At 71.0% G+C, this 15561-nt stretch carries 16 protein-coding genes and 1 pseudogene; 12 read left to right on the forward strand and 5 right to left on the reverse strand.

Annotated features, from left to right (window positions below):
* Positions 1-310: 310 nt before the first annotated feature.
* Positions 311-790 (reverse strand): hypothetical protein, encoded by a 480-nt coding sequence (locus ACFORO_RS19215; protein WP_377870839.1) that lies wholly within the window; start codon positions 788-790, stop codon positions 311-313.
* A gap of 56 nt (positions 791-846) precedes the next feature.
* Here ACFORO_RS19215 and ACFORO_RS19220 point away from each other — a divergent pair, with 56 nt between their 5' ends.
* The 3 genes from ACFORO_RS19220 to ACFORO_RS19230 all read left to right on the forward strand — a co-directional run bounded on the left by ACFORO_RS19220 (position 847) and on the right by ACFORO_RS19230 (position 2812).
* Positions 847-1494: a hypothetical protein gene (locus ACFORO_RS19220; RefSeq protein ID WP_377870838.1), complete on the forward strand. Its 648-nt coding sequence runs from the start codon at positions 847-849 to the stop codon at positions 1492-1494.
* A 174-nt stretch (positions 1495-1668) separates the two neighbouring features.
* On the forward strand, positions 1669-2094 hold the full coding sequence (locus ACFORO_RS19225) for a hypothetical protein (RefSeq protein ID WP_377870837.1): 426 nt from the start codon (positions 1669-1671) through the stop codon (positions 2092-2094).
* Positions 2095-2308: 214 nt separating this feature from the next.
* Complete coding sequence (locus ACFORO_RS19230) at positions 2309-2812, forward strand: hypothetical protein (RefSeq protein WP_377870836.1); 504 nt, start codon at positions 2309-2311, stop codon at positions 2810-2812.
* Positions 2813-2815: 3 nt separating this feature from the next.
* Here the strand turns inward: ACFORO_RS19230 and ACFORO_RS19235 are convergent, their stop codons facing one another.
* On the reverse strand, positions 2816-3217 hold the full coding sequence (locus tag ACFORO_RS19235; RefSeq protein ID WP_377870835.1) for a nuclear transport factor 2 family protein: 402 nt from the start codon (positions 3215-3217) through the stop codon (positions 2816-2818).
* A gap of 38 nt (positions 3218-3255) precedes the next feature.
* Here ACFORO_RS19235 and ACFORO_RS19240 point away from each other — a divergent pair, with 38 nt between their 5' ends.
* Positions 3256-4146 carry a helix-turn-helix domain-containing protein gene (locus tag ACFORO_RS19240; RefSeq protein ID WP_377870963.1) on the forward strand — a complete coding sequence of 297 codons (891 nt, stop codon included), beginning with the start codon at positions 3256-3258 and terminating at the stop codon, positions 4144-4146.
* Between the two features lie 11 nt (positions 4147-4157).
* On the opposite strand, the gene ACFORO_RS19245 is transcribed toward ACFORO_RS19240, so the two are convergent.
* Positions 4158-5342, reverse strand: coding sequence for an epoxide hydrolase family protein (locus ACFORO_RS19245; RefSeq protein WP_377870834.1), 1185 nt, complete (start codon positions 5340-5342; stop codon positions 4158-4160).
* 298 nt (positions 5343-5640) lie between these two features.
* Here ACFORO_RS19245 and ACFORO_RS19250 point away from each other — a divergent pair, with 298 nt between their 5' ends.
* From ACFORO_RS19250 to ACFORO_RS19265, 4 genes are read left to right on the forward strand one after another with little or no spacing between them, the layout of a single operon-like run.
* Positions 5641-7296, forward strand: a complete 1656-nt coding sequence (locus ACFORO_RS19250) for a hypothetical protein (RefSeq protein ID WP_377870833.1) — start codon at positions 5641-5643, stop codon at positions 7294-7296.
* A gap of 23 nt (positions 7297-7319) precedes the next feature.
* Complete coding sequence (locus ACFORO_RS19255) at positions 7320-7718, forward strand: DUF6389 family protein (protein WP_377870832.1); 399 nt, start codon at positions 7320-7322, stop codon at positions 7716-7718.
* Positions 7715-8137, forward strand: a complete 423-nt coding sequence (locus ACFORO_RS19260) for a hypothetical protein (protein ID WP_377870830.1) — start codon at positions 7715-7717, stop codon at positions 8135-8137. The genes ACFORO_RS19255 and ACFORO_RS19260 overlap by 4 nt, the downstream gene beginning before the upstream one ends.
* Positions 8134-8847 carry a hypothetical protein gene (locus tag ACFORO_RS19265; RefSeq protein ID WP_377870829.1) on the forward strand — a complete coding sequence of 238 codons (714 nt, stop codon included), beginning with the start codon at positions 8134-8136 and terminating at the stop codon, positions 8845-8847. The genes ACFORO_RS19260 and ACFORO_RS19265 overlap by 4 nt, the downstream gene beginning before the upstream one ends.
* Before the next feature lie 9 nt (positions 8848-8856).
* Here the strand turns inward: ACFORO_RS19265 and ACFORO_RS19270 are convergent, their stop codons facing one another.
* The gene (locus ACFORO_RS19270; RefSeq protein WP_377870827.1) at positions 8857-9480 is read right to left on the reverse strand and encodes a transglycosylase SLT domain-containing protein; all 624 of its coding nucleotides are present in this window, start codon (positions 9478-9480) and stop codon (positions 8857-8859) included.
* Between the two features lie 95 nt (positions 9481-9575).
* Between ACFORO_RS19270 and ACFORO_RS19275 the strand changes: the two genes are divergently transcribed.
* From ACFORO_RS19275 to ACFORO_RS19290, 4 genes and pseudogenes are all read left to right on the forward strand, one after another.
* Positions 9576-10550, forward strand: a complete 975-nt coding sequence (locus ACFORO_RS19275) for an alpha/beta hydrolase family protein (protein WP_377870826.1) — start codon at positions 9576-9578, stop codon at positions 10548-10550.
* A gap of 515 nt (positions 10551-11065) precedes the next feature.
* Positions 11066-12517: pseudogene (locus tag ACFORO_RS19280) on the forward strand (nSTAND1 domain-containing NTPase); the annotation flags it as partial.
* Positions 12518-12886: 369 nt separating this feature from the next.
* Positions 12887-14872 (forward strand): WD40 repeat domain-containing protein, encoded by a 1986-nt coding sequence (locus tag ACFORO_RS19285; RefSeq protein ID WP_377896608.1) that lies wholly within the window; start codon positions 12887-12889, stop codon positions 14870-14872.
* Positions 14863-15021, forward strand: coding sequence for a hypothetical protein (locus ACFORO_RS19290; RefSeq protein ID WP_377896602.1), 159 nt, complete (start codon positions 14863-14865; stop codon positions 15019-15021). The genes ACFORO_RS19285 and ACFORO_RS19290 overlap by 10 nt, the downstream gene beginning before the upstream one ends.
* 47 nt (positions 15022-15068) lie before the next feature.
* Here the strand turns inward: ACFORO_RS19290 and ACFORO_RS19295 are convergent, their stop codons facing one another.
* Positions 15069-15536: a hypothetical protein gene (locus ACFORO_RS19295; protein ID WP_377870825.1), complete on the reverse strand. Its 468-nt coding sequence runs from the start codon at positions 15534-15536 to the stop codon at positions 15069-15071.
* Positions 15537-15561 lie beyond the last annotated feature (25 nt).

Here is a 15561-nt window from a genome sequence, read left to right on the forward strand (position 1 = left end):
GGACTTCGCTTCGGCAGGAACTGCCCGACTTCCCGCAGCGCGCGGTCCGGCAGTGCACCGCGCTCAACGCCCGCCTGGCCGACCCGGACGGGGAGGCGGTCCAGAGTTTCAGCACTCCGCAGCATCCGGTGAGCAGGTCCGAGGGCGCGCGGATCAACGCGGCCATCAGCCGGGACTGCGCCTGATCCACAGCGGAACGGAGGCGTGGGCCCTGGTCGCCCCAGCGGTTTCCGCCGCGCAGCGTGGATCGCCGGGGACGATCAGGCGTCCAGCGGAGGTTCGTCGACCGGAGCTGGCGAAATCCGCTCCGTCAGTCGTCAGCGACGAGGTCCGACCAGCTTCCCGCCTCCAGGTGCGCCAGCAAGTCCTCGGCCATCTTCCCGGCGTCGCCATCCGAGCAGGCCAGGGTCCGCAACGTTCCCGCCGCGCCGCGGATCTGGCGTTCGATTGCCTCGATCAGGTCGACCGGCTCCCCGTCGTGGCCGCGGTAGCGGTCGTATCCGGGCTCCGGGACGAAACAGCCCCACCAGTCCAGCAACGTATTCAGCACTGCACCGCGCGGCTTGCCCGGCAGGTCCCGGACGACAGCGAGCAGGACGCGCGCCGCCGGGACGGCGGCCGGGTACAGGGTCCCGGCGTGGTCGTTGACCACTGCGGCGGCCAAGCGGCGGACCGCCGAGGCAGCGTCGTCCGGAGACGCTGGCTGGTCCAGATCTCCCGCGGCGGCAGCGGCTTCCGCCGGCCGGTACCACGTCGGTCCAGGCAGCGCGTGCCAATCCCGGGAGTCCATCGCGTCACCGTACTCACGACGCTGGGGCCGACCAGCTGATCCGCTATCTTTCGCCCGTGGACATTGAGGTGGTGGAGGGCACCCTGGTCGAGGTGCCGACCAGAGCGGTCACGGGCATGGACCGGCGGGCGTTCGGCGAGTTCGTCGGGCCTCGGGGAGAGCTGGCCTCGTACGCGCTCGGCTGGACCACCGGGGCGGACCCGCACGTCGCCCGTCTTTCGGTCGGGATCGGGGCGGGCAACCCGGGCGGCGGGACCTTCCACGCGGTCGTCTTCGACGACGGGGACGGGCACGCGTTCTCCCTGACCGACGACCCGTTCGAGCGCGTTCCGGAAGGCGGTCCGGACCTGACCGCGGAGCAGGCGCGCGCCCACGGGGACCTGCCGTTCGTCTGGGCGGTCGCCGACCTGGTCATGGAGCGCGACCGGCGGGCTCGGTGGCTGCTGCACTGGCTGCTGCGCACGACCTGCGTTCAAAGTGCCGAGGTCTTCGAGCTCCGCGAGCCGATTCTGCGGGTCCGGCACGGCGGCGACGGCGTCTGGCATCTCCTCGGCGTCTCGGACCTCGACCGCGGCACCGCCAGGACCGGGCATCTGCACCACGCCGTCGACGAGGACCAAAGCCTGCTCGACGTCCTTGGCCTGCCGCCCGGCAGCAGCGCGACCCGGACGGGCGTCGGAAGTCCGTGGGACAGCCGCGGCTAGCGGTGCGGGCGGCCGAGGGCTCCACTACCCGGTGAACAGGGCTGGCGTGATCGACTTTTCCGGCGAATAGTTCAGTGAAGGCCTTGAGTCCCTTGAGGAAGTGACGTCCGGCGGTGGGCGTTCCCGCCCCCCGCGGGGTGGAATCGGGACAGGGCGCAGGGGAGGAGCCGGGCGATGGACGACGTGGAGCTGACGCACCGCGAATGCGTCCGGCTGCTCCGGTCGCCCGAACGCGGCCGCCGCGGCATCGTCGCGATCGACGGCCGCACGCCGGTCCCGCGCGTCTGCCTCCTTCTCGACGCGGGCGACGTGCTGATCCCGACCGGCCCGGACAGCGGGCTCGTGCGCGTGGCGGCGATGCGCCCGGTCTCGCTGGAATTCACCGACCTGGACAAGGACGGGCGGCCGCGGTGGACGGTCCGCGGGATCGGCCTCGCGCGGCCGATGACCGGGCTCGACGTGCCGCGTCCGGTGCCGCACAGCACCGTCCTCGCGGCGACGCCGGACGCGTTCCGCAACGGCGTCCGGGTCGCGGTGGCCCGTTATCGCGGCAACCGGCCCGCGGGCGGGGTCGCGATCCCGGCCCCTCGCGAGGGGTGAGCGGGAGCGGCGCTCGGTAACCATTCGGCGACACCGTTCTCAGGCCCCGCCAGGCGGATTACGACCGGATAAGATGCGTTTGCCTGAAATCAGTTGTTCATGCGTTTCGTTCACTCCTGGTGTCCGACACGAGCGGCTGAGTGATCAGGGGGGACTGCGAGGCGAACCGGCAGCCGGGTCGCCTCGCGGAAGCGTCATTCAGCCGGAAGGAACCATGAGAACTACTGTCAGGACGTTGAAGTTCGCCGCGATCTGGCTCTTCGTGGCCGGAGTTGCGCTGCTGGGCCTGGGATTCCTCGCCGAGATCACCGAGCCGCCCAATGGCGGTGCCAATATCGGTGCCGGCGCCGCTTTCACCTTCGGGATGGGCTGCACCGGATTGGGCCTGGTCCTCGGTGTGGTGGCGGCGGTGGATTGGCTGCGGGTCCCGAAAGGCGAGCGGGGCCCCGCCGCCCCTCTGCTGCCTTGGGAACACCGTCTCCGGCGCCTGGCCGCGGCCGCGGTGGTCCTGATCGCTGCCGCGGCGGTCGTGCTGAGCTGGGCAGCATTGATTTTCGCCAACGGCCACGCGGGCAGCGGCAGCAGAGACTCTTACCCGGTATTTCTAGTAGGCCTCTCCCTTGCCGGTCTCGGCTTGCTGGCGGGGATTCCGTACGCGGTGTTCTGGCTGTCCTGGCGGAGGACCGCCGCCCGTCTCCGGCTCTCGGGCCGTGCGTAGCGGTCAGGCGGGCCGCATCGTCCGCATGGTGCGCTCGACCTCCCAGAAAGCCCGCACGGCGGCGATCTTGCCCGCCTCGTCCACCCGGTAGACGAACACCCCCTCGGCCTCGAGCACGTGTCCGTCGTGCTGGCTGCGGACGTGGCCGGTGAAGGCGACTTCGTTCCCGCAGGCGAACGAATCGTCGAAGAGGAACTCGATCGACTCGTTGGGCGCGATGGCCTGGTCCCAGAACGCCGAGACGGCGTCGCGGCCCCGGTGCCCGGTGCCTTCCGGGTCGAACTGCGAGGGGCCGACCGGGTCTTCGACCAGGGCGTCCGCGGCGAACAGGCCGAGCCAAGCCGCTTTGTCCCGCTTCCGGACGGCGGCGTGCAAGGCCTGGGCGGCGGTGCGTGCGGCGGTCATGGAACCTCCTGGTGTCGAGCGTCGATAGCCTGTGGACCATGGTGTTCGACTCCACGCGGCTGGATCTCCGGCCGTACGCCGGGTTCGAAATGGGCCGTTACGTCCGGCGGACGTATTGCAGCTGGGAGGACTCCGGCTGGGAGTCCTTGCTCGTGCAGCGCTTCGAGCACGTCCCCGTGGCCGAGGAGATGGAACTCCCGGCCGCGGCGGATCTGCACCTGGTGTTGCCGACCAAGGGACGCGCGGTCATGGAGACGCGCAGAGGCGGCCGGTGGGCACGCAGCCCCTGGACACCGGGGTGCCTCGAGTTGCTGCCGCCGGATCAGCCCGCCGTGCGCCGCTATCGGGCGGACGGGGTGCTGAACAGCGTGCAGGTCCACATTCCGCGCTCCACTGTGGACGCGACCGCAGCGCAGCTCGGCGGCACCACAGTGGACTTCGCTGCCATGGCCGCTTCGTTGACGGCAGGGGATCCGCTGGTCGAGGAGATCATCCGAGCCCTCGGCGGCGCGGGCGAAGCCGACGATCTCTACGCCGAGTCCGCGGCGGCGTTCCTGACGATGCAGTTGCTCACCCGCCATACGCGGCTGTCCGCCGGGGCGCGGCCGAAGCGGGAGAATCCGCGGGTCTGGGCGGTCGTCGCGGCGACGCGCGAGCGGCTCGCCGAGCCGATCACCCTCGCCTACCTCGCCGGCGAGGCGCACCTGAGCGTCTACCACCTGGTGCGGGTCTTCAAGGAGGCGACCGGGGCGACGCCGTACCGGTATCTGACCCGGTTGCGGATCGACGAGGCGAAGCGGCTGTTGCGCGACACCGACCTGACGGTCTCCCAGATCGCCGGTCGATGCGGCTTCGCGGGCCCGGCCGTGCTGTCGACGGCTTTCCTGCGGCACACGGGAATGCGGCCTTCGGCGTACCGCGATTCTTGACCGGGACGGCATCAGGAACCGGTTCGCGGGTGCCGGAACGCTTCCCTGATCTCGGACACCAGCAGATCCGGCTGCTCCAGACCGGGGAAGTGGCCGCCGCGGTCGAGTTCGTGCCAGGAGCGCAGATCGAGGTACCGGCGTTCGGCCCAGTGCCGGACGGCCGGCCAGGGATCGGCCGGGAAGATCGAGCAGGCGGTCGGCACGGTCACCGGTTGCGCGTTCTCCGCTTCCGCGCTGCGCGGCACCCACCGCATCGCCTCCCAGTACCACCGGGACGACGAGGCGCCAGTGCCGGTCAGCCAGTACAGGGCGATGTTGTCGACCTGCTGCGAAATGCGTACGCCGCCGCCGATTTCGGGCCGGTTGTCGGCGTACGCGGCGAATTTCTCGCCCAGCCACGCGGCCAGCCCGGCGGGGGAGTCGAGCAGCGAATAGCCCAGGGTCTGCGGGCGCGTGCTCATTTGCATCCCGAAGCCGTAGCCGTCGGTCAGGTGCAGGGTGCGCCGGTCGAGGACGCGTTGCTCAGCGGGACTGGGCGCGAGCAGGTCGTCGGGCATCGGCGAGGCCACCGGCATCGTCAGGTGCAGACCCGCGACGCGCTCGGGCACGATCCGCGCGAGTTCGGTGCTCACGAACGCGCCCCAGTCCCCGCCGTGCGCGCCGAAACGCGGATAGCCGAGCACGGTCATCAACCGCGCCCACGCCCGTGCGGTGCGACCGGGATCCCAGCCCCGCTCCCGCGGCCGGTCGCTGAACCCGAAGCCCGGCAGCGCCGGGATCACCAGATGGAAGGCGTCGCGCGCGGAACCGCCGTGCGCGACCGGGTCGCTCAGCGGCCCGATGACGTTCTCGAACTCGAGGATCGAGCCGGGCCAGCCGTGCGTCAGGATCAGCGGAAGCGCGTTCGGTTCGGGGGAGCGTACGTGCCAGAACGCGATGCCCAGGCCGTCGAGAACCGCCCGGTAGTGGGGGATGGCGTTCCACTGCTCCTGCCGCGCGGGCCAGTCGTGTTCCCGCCAGGCCGTCAGCAGTTTCGCCAACTGCGCCAACTGGATTCCCTGGGCCGCGTCCGGCACGGTCTCGTGTTCGGGAAGCCGGACCCGGTCCAGCCTGGCGCGCAGATCGGCAAGATCCTCTTCGGCGACGCGGATCGGCTCGGGGCGGGGCGACGGGTCGTTCTCGGAAATCTCAGCCACGAGACGAACCGTAGGGCCGGGCGGCTCCCGCCTCCATGTCCGAGATTGCGGTGCGCGAGTCGATAATTGCGCTCCTCGCCCGGCGTTGGCGGCACACCGGGGCGGCCCGCGGGTGTCAATTATCCCGCCGCGCCGGCAGTGGAAAAGAGCTTCATCAATTATCTTGTCGATAATTTTCCCTGCTGGAAATAGAATGTAACGCCTGGTGTTTCCGTCTCGATTACGAGGCATCGCGGGGTGGCCGGGTCTTCGGCGCCTCGAAATGATCAGTCGAACGAATCCCGAGGATGGGAAACGCATGTCGGCAGAAAATGATGTCCGGCTCGAGGATTCCGATGCTTCCGTGCGCGATGCGCGCCGCCGGGTGCGGTGGCCGCTGCTGACCGTGGTCGGCGTTGTCCTGCTGGGCTTGTACTCCTGGTGGCTCGGCCCGGTCGCGCTCGTGGCGCCGTGGGACAATTTCATCCTGCTGGACGGCGGTTACCGGATCGCGCAGGGGCAAGTTCCCGGCACCGATTTCTCGAATGCCATCGGCCCGCTGGTCTATGTGCTCACTTCGCTCGGCATTCAGCTGCAAGCGGTTCCCTCGCTTGCCGCAGTCGGATACGGCTGTTTGCTGTTTCTTCCGGTTTCGGCGGTGCTCGCCGGATATGTTTCCCATCGGCGGTTGCCCGGCGGGTACGCGACAGGATTCACCGTCTTCATGGCATTGCTGGTCATTTCCGTCCGGCCGCCGGGCTACTCGCCGGGCACGACCACGTACGCGATGCTCTACAACAAGTTCGGCTGGCTGCTCTACTCCACTCTCCTGCTCGCCGTGCTGATCCGTCCGCGCACGCGGCGACCGCTGGCCGACGGCGCCGTCCTCGGCCTTGTGCTCGGACTGCTCGCCTACGACAAGGTGAGCTTCTTCCTGCTGGGCGTGGTCGCCGTCATCTTCGGACTGTTCCTGCGGACCCTCGCCGCGCGGGAGATGCCTGGCCTGTTCGCCGGTTTCGGGCTGGTCGTGGTGGTGTTCTGGCTGGGTTTCGGGATCAGTCCGATCGGCTACGCGAGCGACGTCGCGACGGCGTTCGCCGCGCAGGGAAGCGGGAAACGGCTGAGCATGCTGCTGCACGCCGTCGCGTACAACGCTCCGGTCGGCGCGCTCGCCTTGCTCGTCGTGGCCGGGCTTTTCTTCCTCGCCCGACGGCGCGGAGAACCGGTTCGGCCATGGCGGCTGCTCCTGATCACGCTGTTCGTGCTCGGTTCGAGTGTCGTGATCTCCGCCGCCAATAGCCCGGAGAAGTCTGACCTCGCCGCACTCGTCGTCATCCCGCTCGTGCTCGTGGCGGCTCTGAAACCGGAGTTGCCGCGCTGGACCGGAGGGGACGGCCAACGCCGGATTCCGGCGCCGTTGCTCGCTGGGCTCGTTCTGCTGCTCATCGTGACGACCGCGCCGATTGCCGGGAAGGATGCGCTGGCACTCGGCATCAGCGCGACGCGCCGGCACCTCGTCGAAGCGCCCCCGCCGGCGCAGCGGATCACCAGCCCGCACCTCGGCGACTTCGTCATCCCGCCGGACGCGACCTGGCAGACCGCGTACCGCAACGCTTCCGACGTGCCAGCGATGCTCGACGACGGCCTGGCGTTGCTGCGACGCCACATCCGGCCCGGAGATCGCGTCGCCAGCATGTCCTTGGCCAACCCGTTCGCCTTCGCGCTCGACCTGGCCCCGGTGACCGGCGGCCCGCTCTGGTGGGACCTGGAGATCAGCTTCGACGAGCGCACGCACCCGCCGGCGGACCAGGTTTTCCGGGACGCGCGGTGGGTCATGGTGCCCAAGCTGCGGGCCGGGCAGGGCTGCTGCCAGGACACCGTCGAGACGATGACCCGCATCTACGGCGGCTACCTGGCGCAGCACTTCCGGATGGCCGAGTCCACAGCGGACTGGACGCTTCTGGCCCGCTCCTGACCTCCGGCGATAAGCTCGCTCTCGTGGACACGGGTGACTACCGGGCCGCGGTGACCGGGATCCTCGGCACCGCGGCGCAGGAAACTTCCGCCAGGCTGGAGCGGTTCTGGACTGAGGCGCGCGCCGAGGGCATCGTGATCGACGTCTTCGTGGACCAGGACGGCGAAGGCCCGTTCGACGTCTGGGCCCGGTTCGAAGGAGCCGACGCGTTCGCTCTCGACCGCCGGTTCGACGACGATCGGCACCTTTTCGGGGTGGTGTGGGACGAAGACGGCTGGGTGCCCGCGGTTCCGCCGCGTCCGCGCGGGTGGACGCGCGACGATCTCGAAGCGGCCGTCGTCGAGGTCGTCACGGAGTGGATCACGCCGCTGATTCCCGCTGGCGCGCCCGAGGGCTTCTGGCGGATCGGAACCTTCGCGTGAGCGCCGTGCTTCCGGGCCGCCTGTCCTTCCGGACTGTCTACGGCGGACCGGCGATCCCGCTCGACGTGATCTCCGAACTGACCCGGATCCGCGCCGCACTCGGTCGGCTCGAATGGCAGTTCGACTTCGACCTGTTCGTGACCGTCGGCGGCGACCTCACTGTCGTCACCGAGCCGACCGGACTGCGTCGGCCCCGGGTGATGCTCGCCAAGCGCACCGTGAGCGGAGAGCTTCGCTTCAACAGCGAGGAAGTGCTGCGGACGACGGATCCGGCCGCGCTGCTGCGCCCGGCCGTGCGTGCCGCGCTCGACGAACTCGTCACACGCGTAGCGGCGCGCGTTCCCGACTTCGACGCGGAATCCGAGCGAGCCCGGTTCGCCTTCCTTCGGGACACCGCCTCAGATGCGGCGCCATCATGACGCGCCCGGACATCGTGACCTACGACGGTCTCCCGGCGGCCTCCGGAGGCGCGCACGCGCTGCGCACCCGCAAGCCCTCGGCGGCCCACTCGAAGGTGCGCGCGTTCCTCGACGCCTGCACGGAGCCCGCTGCCACACCCGCCCTGACGTTCCAGCTCTGGGCAGGCGGACCCGCCGAACGCACCCAATGCTGGCAGGAAATTGCCACCGATCTGCTCGGCGGCCCGAAGCGAACCGAGCGCACGCACCGGGAATGGGGCGTCCGGGACGACAGCGCGTTCGCTGTCCTCAATGCACTCGACGCTGCCGAGCCGGAGGACGTCACGCAATACAGCCGTTCCCTCGCCTGCCTGGTGCTGAACCTCCCCGTGCGCCTCGTCGACGCTGGCACCCGCGAACCGTGCGCCGGAGTGTCCACTGAGGACACCGGCGGATTCGCGGTCGACGGATACGGCCGGACGCTCGGCGCCTCCGGCGTACGGGCGACGATCGGGTCCGCGTCCTCATCGCTGTCGCTGTGGCTCTCGTTCCCGGGCGACGAACGGCTGGCCGCGGCGGCCGCGCAGGTGCGGGAGCACGCCCCGGTTCGCCTCTCGGCCAAGCACTGGCGCCGGTGGACGGCACGCCGCGACGGCAACGGGTACCGGTCGGTCAAGATCCCCTCGCCGCACGATCCTGGTGCACCGCCGCCGAACCGCCTGGCCCGCTGAGGGAGTTGGTCAGGACTCGCCGAGCGCCTGCCCGGCCTTGGCCCAATTCCCGCGCAAAGTGTCCAAATAGGACTGTGCCTGCGGACCCGGTTTGGTCCCGCGCGCGAAGGTCTTCATCGCACCGGGCCCGGCGTTGTAGCCGAGCGCGAGCAGTTCGTCGGCGGTGATCGGGCCGGACCGGTGCGCGGGCAGCTGCGCGGCCAGGTCGTGCAGGTACCAGGCTTCGGCCTGGATCGCCAGGTCCGGATCGTCCGGCAGCTGGTCCCAGGAGCGCCCGGCGAACGCCCGGCCCTTCTTCGTGGCGTCGAAGGTCGCCTCGTGCATGTTCGCGACCCCGAACGCGGCCCCCGGTTTCATCCGCTGCCAGGCGCGTTCGAGACCCGGGTCGTGCGGTTTGTACGACTCGTTGAACAGGATCGCCATGACCAGCCGCGGCGACACGCCCGCCTCCCGCGCCCGCGTCCGCGCCGTCGGGGCGAACCGCGCGGTGTCCTGGTTTCCGCCGAGTGCGGGGGAGGAGGCGGGCGTGGTCGGGGGCGCAGGAGTGGTTTCCGGCTGGGTCAGGGTGCCGGTGCAGGCGGCGAGGCACAGTCCCGGCACCGCCACCGCCAGCCATCTTCGCCAAGTCCGCATCGTGTCCGCCTTTCCTCCTCGGTGCTTCCACCTTGGCAGAAGACGGGCTGCCGACGCTCATGAGTCTTTGACACTTCTTCGGCACCCTGTGCGGCATGACCTTCCTCCGCATGGCCGTCGCCGCGCTGGCACTGGCCTTGGTGACGATCCTGGCGCCGCAGGCGGCAGCCGCGCCGGGCGTCGGCGTTGTCGAGTACAACCTCGGCGACCAGGCTTTCCGCGATCCCACCGTGTCCGTGCCGATGGAGCTGGCCGCCGTCGTGCACTATCCGCGCGATCTCGGCGGGCGGCCGCATCCGCTGATCGTGCAGGAGCACGGCAGCTGGTGGAGCTGCGTGGACCCGGTCGCGAAGACCCCGGGCGGCGACTGGCCCTGCCCGCCGGGACAGCGGACGCTGCCGAGCTACCGCGGCTACGACTACCTCGGCGAGAAGCTGGCCGAACGGGGTTTCGTCGTGGTTTCCATCAGCGCCAACGCCATCAACGCGCACCTCCTCGGCGACGAGGGCTACTTCGCCCGTGCCCACCTGGTCAACAAACACCTGGAGCTCTGGCGCGACCTCGCCCGCGGCGAAGGCCCCCTGGCGAGCACCCTCGGACGATTTCGCGGCCACGTCGACCTCTCCCGCGTCGGAACGATGGGCCATTCCCGAGGCGGCAAGGGCGTGATGTGGCAGGCCTCCGACAAACACACGCCCGAGTGGCCCGCCGGCGTCCGGATCCGTGCGGTCGTCCCGCTCGCGCCGGTCTACTTCAACTCCACCGAGGACGACAACAGCGACGTGCTGGTGACCCGCGTGCCGTTCAAGGTGGTCGTCAGCAGCTGCGACGGCGCTGTCGGCACCGTAGGGCTGCAGTACGTCAAGGACGTCGTCGGAAAGAACCCCGACGCGAGCTCGGTGACGCTCACCGGGGCGAACCACAACTTCTTCAATACCGAATGGTCGCCCGGCAAGATCGGCGGAGAGGACGACACGACCGCGGGCTGTGTCGGCAAGCTGACGCCTGGACAGCAGCGAGGCGCCGCTGTTCGCGAGATCGTGTCGTTCTTCTCCAGCCGCCTGCGGTAACTGCCGAAGCGCCAGGGGTTTTCCTCCGGCGCGGGGAATTGCTTCCCAGCCGAGTTCGCCGCGAATCAGCCCGGCCAGCTGGCCCACCCGGCCGAACTCGGCAAGACCGGCGCAGGGCGACCGAGAGCCGTCGTCGGCGGTCATTGGCAAATCGGCAGCAGCGAGTTCGGCCGCGAGTGCGGGTCCGTGCCGCTCCCGTTGCGCCGTGGCTTTCCTTCCTCGCCTCGCTCACGGGGCGAACCGGAAAACCTGTCTGCGCCAGGGAAACAGCGTCGCTGATCCGGCAATGAAGCGTGCATTCTGCCGCGGAAAAGAGCGAGGAGACTTCGCCTGACTGAATATTCGGCAAAACAGCCGATCGCGATACCTCATGCCCGACGGCCGCGAATCTTTCCTGGCTCGAGGATCTCCGGCCGCCGGAGATCTTGGTAAGGCAACAGTGTTGTCTGCCGCCGGAAAGCTGGACGGTGAACCACGCGGCTGTCAACAATGGCATCGGTCGAGGGAGCGTGACGGTGCCGCGTAGTGAGCGCCCGCTGGACGCGGAGGACAGCGCGCTGGGGAGGTTCGCCGCTGGGCTGCGCCGGTTGCGGGACAAAGCGGGCACCCCCACCTACCGCGAGCTCGCCGGGCGGGTGAACTACTCGGTGGCCGCGTTGTCGACGGCCGCGAGCGGCCGGCGGGTGCCCAGCCTGGTGGTGACGCTGGCTTACGTGCGCGGCTGCGGCGGGGACGTCGAGGAGTGGCGCGAGCGCTGGAACGCCCTGGTCGCCGAGATCGCGGCCGAGCGGTCCGCCGGGCCGGAGAAGGAGCACGAGCCGGGGGAACGGGCGCCGTACTTGGGGCTCGTCGCGTTCCAGGCGGCTCAGGCGGACCGCTTCTTCGGCCGGGACCGGGTCGTCGAGGAACTGGCGGACCTGGCGGCGCGGCGCCGGTTCACCGGGGTGTTCGGCGCCTCGGGCTCGGGCAAGTCCTCGGTGCTGCGGGCGGGACTCGCGGCGCGGGCCGAGCGCGGCGGCAGTCCGGTGGCGGTGCTGACTCCCGGCGCGCATCCGGCGGAGGAGTTCGCGGTCGCGCTCGCCGGGCCGACCGGGAGGTCCGCGCCCGCGCTGCGGGCCGAGCTCGCCGCCGACCCGGCACACGCGCGTCTGCTGATCCGGCAGGCGATGGCGGACCGGCCGTCCGACGCGGACCTGCTGCTCGTCGTGGACCAGTTCGAGGAGGTCTTCACGCTCTGCCGGGCCGAGGACGAGCGGGAATGGCTGATCGACGCGCTCGTCGCCGCGGCGAGCGGGCCGGCGAGCAGGGCCCGCGTCGTCATCGGCGTCCGGGCGGATTTCTACGGGCACTGCGCCCGTTATCCCGCGCTGGTGGACGCGCTGCGCGGCGCGCAGGTGCTCGTCGGGCCGATGACGCCGGAGGACCTGCGCGAAACGATCACCCGGCCCGCCGCCGCGGCGGGGTGCATGGTGGAGGCGGCGCTGGTGTCGCGGCTGGTCGCGGACGCGGTCGGCAGGCCCTCGGTGCTGCCGCTGGTTTCGCACGCGCTGCTGGAGACCTGGCGGCGGCGAAGCGGCGCGACGCTGACCGTGGCCGGGTACTAGACGGCGGGCGGGATCGAGCACGCGGTCGCCCGCACCGCCGAGACGGTCTACACCGCACTGACCGAGCGGCAGCGGGAGATCGCGCGGCGGCTGTTCGTGCGGTTGACAGCGCTGGGCGAGGGGACCGAGGACACCAAACGCCGGGTCGGCCTAGCCGAAGCGGACACCGGCGAGGACGACGCCGCGGTCCTCGAAGTGCTGGCTGCGGCTCGGCTGCTCACCATCGACCGCGACACCGTCGAGATCACCCACGAAGCGCTGATCCGGAACTGGCCCCGGCTGAGCGACTGGCTCGCCGAGGACCGGGACGGGCTGCGCGTGCATCGGGAACTGACCGAGGCGGCCAAGGCGTGGCAGGCGGTCGACCGCGACCCCGGCGCCCTCCACCGGGGCACCCGGCTCACCCTCGCCGACGACTGGGCCCGCGAGCACGACGGCGCGCTGAATCCGGCGGAGCGGGAATTCCTCTCTGCCAGCCTGGCCGCGCGGACCCGGGAACAGGCCGCGGTGCGCCGCCGGACCCGCAGGCTGCAGCAGTTCGCCGGGCTGCTCGCGGTGCTGTTGCTGCTTGCCGCCGGAGCCATCGTGATCGCGGTGCGGGCGGAGAACGCCGCGACCGAACGGCGCGACACCGCGCTCGCCCGCAAGGCGGTCGCGGACGCCGCTGCGATGTGCGCGACCAACCCGGCGCTCTCGGTGCAGCTGAGCCTCGCCGCGTACCGGCTGGCACCGATGCCGGAGACTCGCGACGGCCTGCTCAGCACGTTCGCGACGCCGTACGCCGCGAGGATCACCGCGCACACCGACCGGGTCTACTCGGCGAGCTACAGCGAGGACGGGCGTCTGCTCGCCACCGCGAGCGCCGACCGCACGGTGCGGCTGTGGGACGTCGCCGACCCCTTCCAGCCCCGGCAGCTGGGCACGATCGGCGACAGCGCCGGTGCGGTGCGGGCGGCACGGTTCCGGCCGGGTGGCCGGGTGCTCGTCACTGCGGGCGCTGACCGAACCGTGCGGTTGTGGGACCTCGCCGAGCCGGCTCGCCCGCGACGGCTGACTGTCCTCACTGGACACACCGCGAACGTCACCGCCGTCTCGTTCAGCCGCGACGGCAGGCTGCTCGTCACCGGCGGCGAAACGGTGCGGCTGTGGGATATCACCGACCTTCGCGCGCCGAAGCCAGCCGGTGCCGTCCCCGTCTCGGCGGGCTCGGTCCGCTCCGCCGAACTCAGCCCGGACGGTTCGCTGCTCGCCGTCACCGGCCCGGACAACGGCACCGCGCTGTGGAACGTGCGCGATCCGGCACAGCCCCGCCGAATGTCCACTGTGGACGGCCGGAGCAGGTCTGTGTTCAGTCCGGACGGACGGCTGCTCGCCACCGGCGACGACCGGGACTACTCGCCGAAGCTGTGGGACGTCAGCGATCCGGAACGCCCGCGGCGGTTGTCGGTCCTCGCTGGACACACCGCGGCAGTCAACACGCTCCGGTTCTCTCCGGACGGGAAGCTGCTCGCCACCGCCGGCGACGACAACACCGTGCTGCTCTGGGACGTCACCGATCCGGCCCGCGCGCCGCGGATCGCCGCGCTGGCCGGGCACACCAACACCGTCTACGCGCTGGCGTTCAGCCCGGACGGCAACACGCTCGCGTCCGGCGGCGGTGACCGGACGGTCCGGTTGACGGACCTCGCTGCCCTCCCGCTCGCCGACCACGCGGACACCGTCGTCTCGGCGGCGTTCTCCGCCGACGGCCGGCTGATCGCCACCGCGGGCATGGACCGCACGGTCCGCCTCCTCGACGCGGCCGATCCGCTGCGGCCCCGGCCGCTGGCGACGATCCGGCAGCCGGACGCCGTGTTCACCGCGGAGTTCAGCCGCGACGGGCGGTCGCTGATCACCGCGAGCCGCGATCGGACCGCGCGGCTGTGGGACCTCGCCGATCCCGCCCGCCCGCGCGAGCTGAGTGTCCTCAACGGACACACGGCGGCGGTGAGCCGGGCCGTGCTGAGCCCGGACGGGCGGCTGGCCGCCACCGCGAGCTGGGACGGCACCGTGCGGTTGTGGGACCTCGCCGACCGGTCCCGGCCCCGGCCGCTGGGCGTCGCGGCCGGCCATTCCGGCGGTGCGGACTCGGTCGCCTTCAGCCCGGACGGGCGGCTGCTCGGCACCGGGGCCGAGGACGGCGTGCTCCGGCTGTGGGACGTCGCCGACCCCGGGCGGCCCCGGCTCGTGGCGGCCGGAACCGGCCACGCCGACTCGATCGGCCGGCTCGCCTTCAGTCCCGACGGCAGGCATCTCGCCACCGGAAGCAACGACCACACCGTCCGGTTGTGGGATTTCAGCGACCCCAGGAGTCCCCGGACGACCGCGGTCGTGGGCGGGCACTCCGACGCGGTCTACGGGGTGGCCTTCAGCCCGGACGGCCGCCGGCTCGTCACCGGCGGCCAGGACCGCACGGTCCGGCTGTGGGAGATCAGCGATCCGGGCAAGCCGGTCGAACAGGGAGTGCTGCGCGGGCACAGCGACGGGGTGACCGGGGCGGCGTTCAGCCCGGACGGCCGGTTCGCGCTGACCGCGTCGGGCGATCACACCGTGCGGCAGTGGGAGACCGACGTCGAGCGGGCCGCGGCGCGGGCCTGCGCGCTCGGCCACCCCCGGATCAGCCGCGCCGAATGGGACGCCTATTTCCCCGAACTCGACTACCGGCCGCCGTGCCCCTGACCGCGTCGGGCGATCACACCGTGCGGCAGTGGGAGACCGACGTCGAGCGGGCCGCGGCGCGGGCCTGCGCGCTCGGCCACCCCCGGATCAGCCGCGCCGAATGGGACGCCTATTTCCCCGAACTGGACTACCGGCCGCCCTGCCCCTGAACGCGTTGTCCTCCCCACCCCGAGAGGGAGGACAACGCGGCGAACCGTCAGGGAATGGGGAACGACTGCTGGCGGCCGTCCTGCGTGAGCCGGAGGTTTTCCGACTGCACGTTCTTCTTCCTGCCGTTGTCGAACTGCAGCTCGACGTACATGGTGAATTCCCAGGTGTCATGGCCCTTGGGGTCCATCCGGACGATGACCTCGCCGCCGGCGAAGTCGTCGCGCGAGGCGGGGTCGATGACGTCCAGGGTGAACGGGCCGTTGTCGCTGTTGTCCGGAAACCGGCCGAAATCGTTGTCGATGCGGGCGGCGATGGTCCCGTCCCGCTCCTTGACGAAGACGGTGACGTGCGAGTCGCCGTCCTTGTCGTTGTCCGTGGTGTGGAACTTCACCAACGCGCCGTTCAGGTGGTCGCCGGACCGGGCGTGCGCTGTCGTGGCGGTGGCCGCGGGCGCCGCCAGCAGCATCCCCGCCGCGGCGACAGCCATCGCCCGGATGACGATTGTCCGCAACATGATTCCCCTTTCCGGACCCGTTGCC

The organism is Amycolatopsis halotolerans (genome assembly GCF_042647905.1).
Taxonomy (GTDB): domain Bacteria; phylum Actinomycetota; class Actinomycetes; order Mycobacteriales; family Pseudonocardiaceae; genus Amycolatopsis; species Amycolatopsis halotolerans.